The sequence below is a fragment of the Neisseria sp. P0001.S005 genome, assembly GCF_051963715.1.
Map to the genome: position 1 here is coordinate 1 of NZ_JBQCTZ010000122.1, position 10,778 is coordinate 10,778.

At 46.8% G+C, this 10,778-nt stretch carries 10 protein-coding genes; 9 read left to right on the forward strand and 1 reads right to left on the reverse strand.

Going from position 1 to position 10,778, the window contains the following annotated elements; all coding sequences use genetic code 11:
* From gatC to ACTHSP_RS13550, 5 genes are all read left to right on the forward strand, one after another.
* Positions 1-289 (forward strand): Asp-tRNA(Asn)/Glu-tRNA(Gln) amidotransferase subunit GatC (gatC, locus tag ACTHSP_RS13530; protein WP_440346271.1); only part of this gene is annotated, 289 nt, incomplete at its 5' end.
* Between the two features lie 150 nt (positions 290-439).
* A complete protein-coding gene (gene gatA, locus ACTHSP_RS13535) occupies positions 440-1,888 on the forward strand; it encodes an Asp-tRNA(Asn)/Glu-tRNA(Gln) amidotransferase subunit GatA (protein WP_314511784.1) in 1,449 nt (482 codons plus the stop codon).
* Positions 1,889-1,985: 97 nt separating this feature from the next.
* Positions 1,986-2,606, forward strand: coding sequence for a trimeric intracellular cation channel family protein (locus tag ACTHSP_RS13540; protein ID WP_049331484.1), 621 nt, complete (start codon positions 1,986-1,988; stop codon positions 2,604-2,606).
* A gap of 100 nt (positions 2,607-2,706) precedes the next feature.
* A complete protein-coding gene (gene gatB / locus ACTHSP_RS13545) occupies positions 2,707-4,137 on the forward strand; it encodes an Asp-tRNA(Asn)/Glu-tRNA(Gln) amidotransferase subunit GatB (RefSeq protein ID WP_314511783.1) in 1,431 nt (476 codons plus the stop codon).
* A gap of 82 nt (positions 4,138-4,219) precedes the next feature.
* Positions 4,220-5,224: an FAD-binding oxidoreductase gene (locus ACTHSP_RS13550; RefSeq protein WP_314511781.1), complete on the forward strand. Its 1,005-nt coding sequence runs from the start codon at positions 4,220-4,222 to the stop codon at positions 5,222-5,224.
* Positions 5,225-5,455: 231 nt separating this feature from the next.
* On the opposite strand, the gene ACTHSP_RS13555 is transcribed toward ACTHSP_RS13550, so the two are convergent.
* Positions 5,456-7,564: a LysM peptidoglycan-binding domain-containing protein gene (locus tag ACTHSP_RS13555; RefSeq protein ID WP_314511779.1), complete on the reverse strand. Its 2,109-nt coding sequence runs from the start codon at positions 7,562-7,564 to the stop codon at positions 5,456-5,458.
* Between the two features lie 156 nt (positions 7,565-7,720).
* On the opposite strand from ACTHSP_RS13555, the gene ACTHSP_RS13560 reads away from it, so the two are divergent.
* The 4 genes from ACTHSP_RS13560 to ACTHSP_RS13575 form a co-directional block, all read left to right on the forward strand.
* The gene (locus tag ACTHSP_RS13560) at positions 7,721-8,380 is read left to right on the forward strand and encodes a class I SAM-dependent methyltransferase (RefSeq protein WP_314511777.1); all 660 of its coding nucleotides are present in this window, start codon (positions 7,721-7,723) and stop codon (positions 8,378-8,380) included.
* A 43-nt stretch (positions 8,381-8,423) separates the two neighbouring features.
* Entirely contained in the window at positions 8,424-9,251 is an 828-nt protein-coding gene (gene mutM, locus ACTHSP_RS13565; RefSeq protein ID WP_314511775.1) for a bifunctional DNA-formamidopyrimidine glycosylase/DNA-(apurinic or apyrimidinic site) lyase, read from the forward strand.
* 64 nt (positions 9,252-9,315) lie between these two features.
* Positions 9,316-10,101: a 1-acylglycerol-3-phosphate O-acyltransferase gene (locus tag ACTHSP_RS13570; protein ID WP_440346272.1), complete on the forward strand. Its 786-nt coding sequence runs from the start codon at positions 9,316-9,318 to the stop codon at positions 10,099-10,101.
* A gap of 188 nt (positions 10,102-10,289) precedes the next feature.
* Positions 10,290-10,778 (forward strand): peroxiredoxin (locus ACTHSP_RS13575; protein ID WP_440346273.1); only part of this gene is annotated, 489 nt, incomplete at its 3' end.

The following is a 10,778-nucleotide window of genomic DNA, read 5'->3' on the forward strand; positions in this document are numbered from 1 at the left end:
GGCTTTAAGCTTAAATGATGTGGAAAAAATCGCAAAACTCTCGCGCCTCACTTTAACGGACGAAGAAAAAAACAAAATGCTTGCCGAGTTGAACGACATTTTCGCCATGGTTGAAAACATGCAAAGCGTCAATACCGACGGCATCGAACCCATGGCGCATCCGCACGAAGCCGCTTTGCGCCTGCGCGAAGATAAAGTGACTGAAACCGACCACGCTGCAGAATATCAGGCTGTTGCCCCCGAAGTGCGCAACCGCCTGTATATCGTTCCTCAAGTGATTGAGGAATAAGGTTTCAGACGGCCTTTGCTTATCGGCAAACCCCTATTGCAAGGCCGTCTGAAAGGATATTCTGTTCAGACGGCCCGATTTATTGATTTAAACGGATGTTTTCAATATCTGTTTTGAAAGCAAAAACTGTTTTATAGAAAGTACGGCACAATGACCGCTTACACGCTCAAACAAGCCAGCAGCCTGCTGCAATCCAAACAAATTTCCGCAGTCGAATTGGCGACCGAATATTTGGCCGCTATTGCTGCGAAAAACCCTGCCATCAATGGCTATGTGACCATCGATCAAGATAAGACCCTTGCTGAGGCCAAAGCAGCCGATGCGCGTATCGCGGCCGGTAATGCAACGGCTTTGACCGGTGTGCCGGTTGCTTACAAAGATATTTTCTGCCAAACAGGTTGGCGCAGTGCATGCAGCTCCAAAATGTTGGATAACTTTGTTTCTCCTTATACTGCCACTGTGGTGCAAAACTTGTTGGATGCCGGCATGGTTACTCTTGGCCGCACCAATATGGACGAATTTGCCATGGGTTCGACCAATGAGACTTCATTCTACGGCGCAACCAAAAACCCATGGAATCTTGAGCATGTTCCCGGCGGTTCGTCAGGCGGTTCGGCTGCTGTGATTGCGGCGCGTTTGGCACCGGCTGCGTTAGGTTCGGATACCGGCGGTTCTATCCGCCAGCCAGCATCGCATTGTGGCATTACCGGCATCAAGCCGACTTACGGTACGGTTTCACGCTTTGGTATGGTTGCTTATGCTTCCAGCTTTGACCAAGCCGGTCCTATGGCGCAAACGGCCGAAGACTGCGCGATTTTGTTGAACGCCATGGCCAGCTTTGACGAGCGCGATTCCACCAGCTTGGAGCGCGACAAAGAAGACTACACCCGTGATTTGGACAAGCCGCTCAAAGGTTTGAAAATCGGTTTGCCTAAAGAATATTTCGGCGAAGGCGCGGATGCCGATGTTCAGACGGCCTTGCAAAGTGTTATCGATTTGCTCAAAGCTCAAGGCGCAGAGACTGTTGAAGTTTCCCTGCCGCAAACATCATTGTCGATTCCTGCTTATTACGTTCTCGCCTCTGCTGAAGCAAGTACCAACTTATCCCGTTTCGACGGCGTACGTTATGGCCATCGTGCAGCGCAATTCGGTGATTTGGAAGAAATGTACAGTAACACCCGTGCCGAAGGTTTTGGCAGCGAGGTCAAACGCCGTATCATGATTGGTACTTATGTATTGAGCCATGGTTACTACGATGCTTATTACCTGAAAGCGCAAAAACTGCGCCGCCTTGTAGCCAATGATTTTCAGACGGCCTTTAGTCAATGTGATTTCATTCTTGCGCCGACTGCGCCGACTGCCGCGCCGAAACTTGGCAGCGACATCCACGATCCTGTGCAAATGTACTTGTCCGATATTTACACCATCGCCGTAAACCTTGCCGGTTTGCCTGCATTGACTCTGCCTGCCGGTTTCAGTGCAAACGGTCTGCCGATTGGTGTGCAATTTATCGGCAACTATTTCTCCGAAGCCAAAATTTTGGGCGCCGCACATCAAGTTCAACTGAACAGCGATTGGCACACCAAAGCGCCGGAATAATGTTTTAGGGTCTTGATGATTCAAGGCCGTCTGAAAATAAACCATATAAAAGCGCCTGAATGTATTGAGGTGCTGCATATTATAGATATTTAAAAACATGACAGCCACCGACTTCATTCAAATCATTGGGACAGCCGCGTTTGCCATTTCCGGCTATTTAGTCGGCTACAACAAGCGTTTGGATGTACTCGGTGTCGTCATTACTGCGTTACTGACGGCTGTCGGCGGCGGCATGATACGCGATGGCTTGGTCGGCCGGATTCCGCAGGTGTTTTTGCAAACCGATGCGCTGATAGTCGTATTTGCCACGCTTGCCATCGCATGGTTGATAAGGGTGCAACGTTATCGCAGCACCTATTTGGCCGCTGCTTTTATTATTGCCGATGCCATTGGTTTGGCAGCGTTCAGCATTACCGGCGCACAAATCGGTATGGCTTTGCAGCTTAATTTGTTCGGCGTTATTTCTTTGGCTTTTGTGACTGCCGTTGGTGGCGGTATTGCGCGCGATATTTTGGTCAATGATGTGCCGATGATTTTGCGCACCGACCTTTACGGCAGCGTAGCCATTTTGATTGGCGGACTGATTTATCTGTTCGGGCATTTGGGCTGGATTAATATTTTTACGTTAAACCTGCTCTTTGCTGGCGGATTGTTGTTTCGCCTGACTGCATACCGTTTCCATTGGCAACTGCCCGGTTTCCAACGCCGCAGGAAATAAACTTATCTTACAGACGGCCTATTATGGTGTTTTATTCAGGCCGTCTGAAAAACGAATCACTCATTTAACCGATTAACTTTTTTTCGACAGAAAGACCCTTATGACTTGGGAAACCGTAATCGGACTGGAAATCCACGTCCAACTCAACACCCAATCCAAAATCTTCAGCGGCGCATCCACTGCATTCGGTGCCGAGCCTAATGCCCACGCCAGTGTGGTTGAGTGTGCGTTGCCGGGCGTATTGCCGGTAATGAACCGCGAAGTCGTCGAAAAAGCCATCAAACTCGGTTTGGCTTTGGATGCGAAAATCAATCAGAAAAACGTGTTCGACCGTAAAAACTATTTCTATCCTGATTTGCCGAAAGGCTATCAAATCAGCCAGTTGGATTTGCCGATTGTTGAACACGGCAAACTGGAAATCGTGGTGGGCGATGAGGTTAAAACCATCAATGTTACCCGTGCGCACATGGAAGAAGATGCGGGCAAATCCGTACATGAAGGTTTGAACGGTGCTACCGGTATTGACTTGAACCGTGCCGGTACGCCTTTGTTGGAAGTTGTCTCCGAGCCTGAAATGCGTTCTGCAGCCGAAGCTGTGGCATATGCTAAAGCGTTGCACGGTTTGGTGACTTGGCTGGATATTTGCGACGGCAATATGGCGGAAGGCTCGTTCCGTGTTGATGCCAATGTGTCTGTACGGCCAAAAGGTCAAGCAGAGTTCGGCACACGCCGTGAAATCAAAAACCTCAACTCTTTCCGCTTCTTGGAACAAGCCATCAATTATGAAGTGGAAGCGCAAATCGAAATCTTGGAAGACGGCGGTAAGGTACAGCAGGCAACCATGCTGTTTGACCCTGAAAAAGGCGAAACCCGTGTGATGCGTTTGAAAGAAGATGCGCACGATTACCGCTATTTCCCAGATCCGGATTTGCTGCCGGTCATTATTTCAGACGGCCAGTTGCAAAAAGCCAAAGAGCAAATGCCTGAATTGCCACATGAAATGGCGGCGCGTTTTGTTGCCGATTACGGCGTGTCTGACTATGATGCGCGCCTGTTGACTGCCAGCCGCGTTCAAGCTGCCTATTTTGAAGAAGCAGCCAAAGCCTGCGGCCAAGGTAAATTGACGGCGAACTGGATGAACGGCGAGCTTGCCGCTACCTTGAACAAAGAAGGTTTGGAATTGGCTGAAAGCCCGATTACGGCTTCACGTCTTGCCGAGTTGGTTGCTAAAGTTGCAGATGGAACATTAAGCAGCAAATTGGCGAAAAAAGCTTTTGAAGCAATGTGGGCCGAGCCTGAAGCAGGTATTGCCGAAATCATCGAAAAACATGGCTTGCAACAGATTACCGACACTGGCGCAATTGAAGCGATGGTGGACGAAGTGTTGGCAAATAATGCGAAAGCCATTGAGCAATTCCGTTCCGGCAATGAAAAAGCCTTAAATGCGATTGTCGGCCAAGTGATGAAAGCAAGTAAAGGCAAGGCTAATCCGGCTCAGGTTCAAGAGTTGATTAAAGCTAAGTTGGCTTGATAGATAGGACAGGCCGTCTGAAAAATAGGTCTTATTTTTCAGACGGCCTTTATTTTTGATTCTAAAATTATTCTAAAATACTATGACACATACTATTACCTTATCAGATCAAATCACATTTACGGCGAATGAGGACGAAACAGTTCTTGCCGCCGCAACCCGTCAGAATTTAAATTTGCCTCATTCTTGTAAAAGTGGAGCCTGCGGACAATGTAAGGCCGAGTTGATGAGTGGCGAATTTGAAATGGGCGATCATATCGATAAAGCCATCAGTGAAGAAGAAAAAGCGCAGGGTAAAGTGTTATTGTGCTGTACCACTGCGAAGAGTGACCTCAAAATTAATGTGCCGGGTTTTAATCAAAATGCTTTGCCAGTACGCACATTGCCGGCACGTATTGAAAACATTGAAATCAAACACGATGTTGCTTTGCTCAAACTGGCTTTGCCTAAAGCGCCGCCATTTGCATTTTATGCCGGACAATATATTGATTTGCTGCTTCCCGGCAATATCAGCCGCAGCTATTCAATCGCCAATTCGCCTGACCAAGAAGGCGTTTTGGAGCTGCATATCCGCAAACGTGAAAACGGCGTATGCTCAGAAATGATTTTTGGTGCCGAGCCTAAAATCAAAGAAAAAGGCATTGTCCGCGTTAAAGGCCCATTGGGTACGTTTACTTTGCAAAAGGACAGCGATAAACCGATTATTTTGTTGGCAACGGGTACAGGTTACGCACCTATCCGCAGTATTTTGCTTGATTTGATTCATCAGAATAGAGAACGTCAGGTTCATTTTTACTGGGGGGCACGTCAGCAGGAGGATTTGTATGCATTGGAAGAAGTAGAAGCATTAATAGGCCGTCTGAAAAATGCGAAATTCTCGCCTGTTCTTTCTAAGTCTGATTCCGATTGGAAAGGGGAGAATGGATACGTGCAAAACGTTGCCGCACAAAATTATCCTGATTTAAGCCAATATGAAGTTTATGCTTGCGGATCACCAGAGATGACCGAAAGTGCGCATGGTTTACTGACTCAAAAATGTGCTTTACCGGAAGATGCCTTCTTCTGTGATGCTTTTTCACCGGCATAGTGATGTGTATACAGGATTTATATGTTTGAATGCAGGTGTTAAGAGTAGAATTTGATGGCAATCTGTTTGAAAAAGAGTGTGTTTTTGTACACTCTTTTTTCTATGTGAGAGTTATTGCATAGATGTTTATGGCTTGAATAACTATTTTGTTATCAAAATTGAATTTATGTGTTTATGATAAAGAAAAAGGCCGTCTGAATATTTCAGACAGCCTTTGTTTTGAAGCAAGTATTAGCTACCGATCAGTTTCAAACGTTGACCAGGAGTCACAGTACGGGTATTGCGGTTCCAACGGCGGATATCGTTAATATCAACATTGAAACGGCTGGCGATGGTGTTCAGGGTATCGCCTTTGCGTACAGTGTAGGAAACGTTTTGAACCGGGTTGCTGCGGACTTTTGCCGGAGCGGCTGTAACACGGAGGATTTGGCCTTTTTTGATATTGTTGCCTTTGATATTGTTGGCAATAATCAAATCGGCTACGCTCAGGTTATAGCGTTTGGAGATGTTAAACAATGTATCGCCATCTTCCACACGGTGGGTACCCGCTGCAAGTGCTGCAGTTTGTGTGTTTTGCTGACCGCTTACACGGGCAAGACGCGCATTGATACGGTGTTGTTGTTTAGCCATATTGGCTGCGATGCGTATCGTGCGTGCGCTTTCGGCGGTAACAACAGTTTGAACTTGTTTGCTCTCCGGTGTGGCCTCGGCAACAGTCGCTGAAGATTCCTCTGCTGGTCGGCTTTGTACCAATGCCATCAGGTCGTCATGCTCTTCTTGCGCCGGCGCAGCGGCAACAGTTTCAACTACAGGAGTAGTGGCTACATCGTTTGCGGCAACAGTCGGCGCGGTCAAGTCTGCAGGGATGGCTGATTTGGGTGCTTCTGTAACATTTTTAGCAATGGTCTCGGTAGTCGCATGGGTCATGGCTGCAACTGGAGCAGGCACTTCCGCATTTGCAACTTGAGGTTGGGCTTTGGCTTCTGTTACCACTACGGAAGTAACGTTTTCAGTTTTGCTGCGTGCAATAAAGTCAACCGGTTTGCTGGACTGTGGAACAACAGGAGCAACAATATTGGTCACGGTAGTTTGAGCAACTTTAACCGGTTCTGCTACGCTGGAAGCAATAATTGGAGACATAGCCGGCATATTGGATTGGTAAGTATCCGGAGTATTGTCTTTGTCGATAAAGTTAATAATGTCTTGACTCTGGGTAGCTGAGTTTTTAGCCACCAAAATGCTGCGGCCTTCAGAAATGGCGCTACCGCTTAGGCCGTTGAGGCGCTTGAGTTCGGCTACGCTCATGCCGGTATCGTTGGCGATGGCATTAAGCTTTTTGTTACCCAAAGAAGTATAAATATCCCAAGACATCAGGGTATCTGGATTGGCATTGCGGTAGTTCTTCTCAAATGCGGAAACCGCAGAAACCGGCAACAACAGGCGACGGTTATTTTTAGGGATGAATACCGGGGCATTGAAACCTGGGTTGAGTGCCAACAGTTCGCTTTCGCTGATATTTGCAAAACGAGCAATTGTGCTGTTATCAATAGGTTTGTCGATGCTGACAGATTTGAAATACGGCTGATTGCTGATTTCGCTGATATTCATACCGAAGGTTTGCGGATTGGCAACGATATTGCGGACGGCCAAAAGTTTGGGAACGTAGTTGCGTGTTTCGTTCGGCATACGCAGGTTTTCGTATGTCGGCTCCAAACCTTGCGCACGGGCGCGGTTTACGGCGCGGCCGACGTTACCTTCGCCCCAGTTGTAAGCGGCAAGGGCCAAAGACCAGTCGCCGAACATGCCGTGCAGGTATTGCAGATAGTTCAGTGCGGCATCGGTAGCGGCGTAAATATCGTGGCGGCCGTCATACAAAGGTGTTTTTTCCAAGCCGAAGTGGCGGCCGGTAGCCGGCATAAATTGCCACAGGCCGGATGCGCCGACGTGTGATTTGGCTTTGGTTACGAATGCGCTTTCAATGAAAGGCAGCAAAGCGATTTCAGCAGGCATATTGCGTTTTTTAACTTCATTGGCAATATGGTACATATAAGGTTTGCTGCGGGAGATGGTGCGGTCGAAATATGCACTGTTTGCAGCAAATTTGTTCTCATGGCGGCGAACCAGTTCTGTGTTAACTTCGTTGATGCGGAAGTCTTTACGCAATGATGCCCACAAGCTGCCAGAGCCGAAAGTTTGTGCTTTGGCTTGGTCGAGCAGGGAGGAGTTGAGGCGCATCATGGCCATGCCGACTTGATTGGGCGTAGCGTTTTGCGCGTAGGCTGTAGCGGAAACTGCCGACAGGCTTGAAACGGTCAGAGCGATGGTTTTTAGTTTTGCCATAGTAAATAGAGTTATCAAATATATAATAAAATTCCGTCCTTTCGATGGTATCGTTTCAGCATTCAATCGTCAAGTCGGGCAGGGAATTTGCTTGTATGATGTGGTCGTGGTGTTAAAATTCTGTCACACAAGTCGGGATGCATAGGGGAGCCTTTAATGGAAGTTTTTTTTATGCAAACGCCAATGGGGCAATATCTTGCTCAAAAAGAGGCGGATTTTTTCAGACGGCATTTGCAGTATTTGAATAGGCAGGTGGCGGTTCAATTGGGCGGTGTATGGCAGAGGCCGTCTGAAAACATGCTTGTAGTGCCTCGCGATGTGCGGATGGATGCTGAAATGTTGGCATTTGAAACGCATTCCGTGGATGTGTTATTGATGCCCCATCTTTTGGAAGTTTCATCTGCAGATTTGGTGTTGCAAGAGGCGTTTAGGATATTAAAACCTGAAGGCAGGTTGATTTTGACGGGGTTCAACCCTAAATCTTTGTGGGGATTGAGCTCGTGGTTTGATGGTAAAAGACTGCCTATGAAATCTCAATGCTTGGCTTTGGCTGAGTTGAAACGAAAAACTGCCACTATTGGTTTTGAAATGGAATATGGGCAGTTTATGGATTATCTGCCAGCGGTAAATTCGTCATCTGCTTTGAAGTTTTGGCAGTTTATGGAAAAGGCAGGGGATAGGTGGTGGCCTCAGTGTGCGGCAGTGTATGGTGTGGTTTTAACGAAACATCTGATTGGTGTCCATCCTTTGCCTGAATTGGAATCTGCATTCGATGGCAATACGGTTGCTTTAAGTACGGCACGTTTGGCCGAATAGTTTTCAGACGGCCTATATATAATGATGAATTTGGAGAATAATGATGCCTGAATTACCTGAGGTAGAAACGACTTTACGCGGAATTGCGCCGCATATTGATGGCAAAAAGATAGAAAAAGTCATTATTCGCCAGTTTAAATTGAGATGGCCTATTCATCCAAACTTAGCGCAAATTTTGGCCGGCCGCAAAGTTTTGGCATGCAACCGACGTGCGAAGTATTTGATTATTACTTTTGAAACGGGTATTTTACTTATTCATTTGGGTATGTCCGGCAGTTTGCGGATTTTTACCGCTGATGATGAGCGTATCGCCACGCCGGATAAACACGATCATTTGGATTTCGCATTTGATGACGGTACCGTATTGCGTTATCACGATCCGCGTAAATTTGGTGCGGTGTTGTGGTATGAAGGGGTTGCCGAGCATCATCCGCTGTTGGAAAAGTTGGGGCCGGAGCCGCTTTCGGACGATTTTGATGCAAATTACCTGTATCTGAAATTGAAAAACCAAAAGCGTGCAGTCAAATTAGCGCTGATGGATAATGCAGTGGTGGTTGGTGTCGGTAATATTTATGCGAATGAAAGTCTGTTTAAGGCAGGTATTTCGCCATTGCGTCCGGCGAATAAGCTGACCAAGAAAGAATGCGCATTATTGGTGGAAACCGTTAAAGCGGTTCTGCAAAGGGCGATTGAAACCGGCGGTAGTACGCTGCGGGACTTTGTCAATAGCGATGGTAAAAGCGGCTATTTCCAGCAGGAATATACGGTCTATGGCCGTCATAACGAGCCTTGCGTTCAGTGTGGCGGGTTGATTTTTAAAGAAACTTTGGGGCAGCGTGGAACATTTTATTGTCCAAATTGCCAGAAATAGTTTCAGACGGCCTTAAATGTCAGAGGCCGTCTGAAAATAATGAATACCATACAGAAGAAATTTTATGTCTAAACAAAAAGCTCCTTTTTTTAAACGACTGGGCAGGCTTTGCCGTTTGGCGGCTTGGTTGTTCCGAACCGGTCGGAATTTGCGTGCCATCGATGGCAATAATGCAGAGGAACGCAATCATGCGGTGGTTGTTTTGGGAAAAGGCGCATTGGATGCTTTGGATATCGAATTGGAAATCGGCGTACCGCCTCAAGGAAATGTGAGCGGTACTTTGGTGGTGGCTAACCATGTGTCTTGGTTGGATATTTTTGCCATGAGCGCCGTTTATCCGAGTAGTTTTATTGCGAAACAGGAAATCAGCGGTTGGCCGGTTTTGGGGAAAATGGGTAAGAATGCCGGCACGGTGTTTATTAACCGTAATTCCCGCCGTGATGTCGAGCCGATTAATCAGGCGATTTGTGCGGCATTGAAAGCAGGGCAGAATGTAAGTTTTTTCCCCGAGGCGCGCACTTCTTCCGGCTTGGGTATTTTGCCGTTTAAAGCAGCCCTGTTTCAATCGGCTATTGATGCGAAAGCGCCGATTCAGGCGGTAACCTTACGCTATTATGATGGCGAAGGACAACGGACGGATTTGCCATCCTATGCGGAGGTAAACCTGTTTCAATCTTTATGGCGTATTGTTTCGATGAAGAAAATCCGTATCCGTTTGGATTTCTCGCCTCAATACAAACCGACAGATATGCCTGATAAAGACCGCTATGCTTTGAAGGATATTGCGGAAACAGCCATCGGCGAAATTGTGGCTTCAGATTCGCCCATTCAGCCCTTACCTAAAAAATAATTTCAGTCAGGTACTTGTTTTATTTCAGATGGCCTTCATTTAGAAGAATAGCTGTTTTCGGTTTAATTGAATTGATAGTTTGATGTAATTAATATTATTTGAACTATAAATTATACAAATCGATAAGCCTGCATTAAAATGCAAGCATTGATTCATTTCTCAAACCCGAATTTTTAAGGAGCTTAAAAATGGCTTTGCAAGATCGTACCGGTCAAAAAGTACCTTCCGTAGTATTCCGCACTCGCGTTGGCGACACTTGGAAAGATGTTTCTACTGATGATTTGTTCAAAGGCAAAAAAGTAGTCGTGTTCTCTCTGCCTGGCGCATTTACTCCAACTTGCTCTTCTTCTCACCTGCCACGCTACAACGAATTGTTTGGTGCGTTCAAAGAAAACGGTGTTGACGCAATTTACTGCGTATCTGTAAACGACACTTTCGTAATGAACGCTTGGGCTGCGGAAGAAGAAGCCGACAACATCTACATGATCCCTGATGGCAACGGTGAATTCACTGAAGGCATGGGTATGTTGGTTGACAAAGAAGACTTGGGCTTCGGTAAACGCTCTTGGCGTTACTCCATGCTGGTTAACGACGGCGTGGTTGAAAAAATGTTTATCGAACCTGAAGAACCAGGCGATCCTTTCAAAGTGTCTGACGCTGACACTATGTTGAAATAC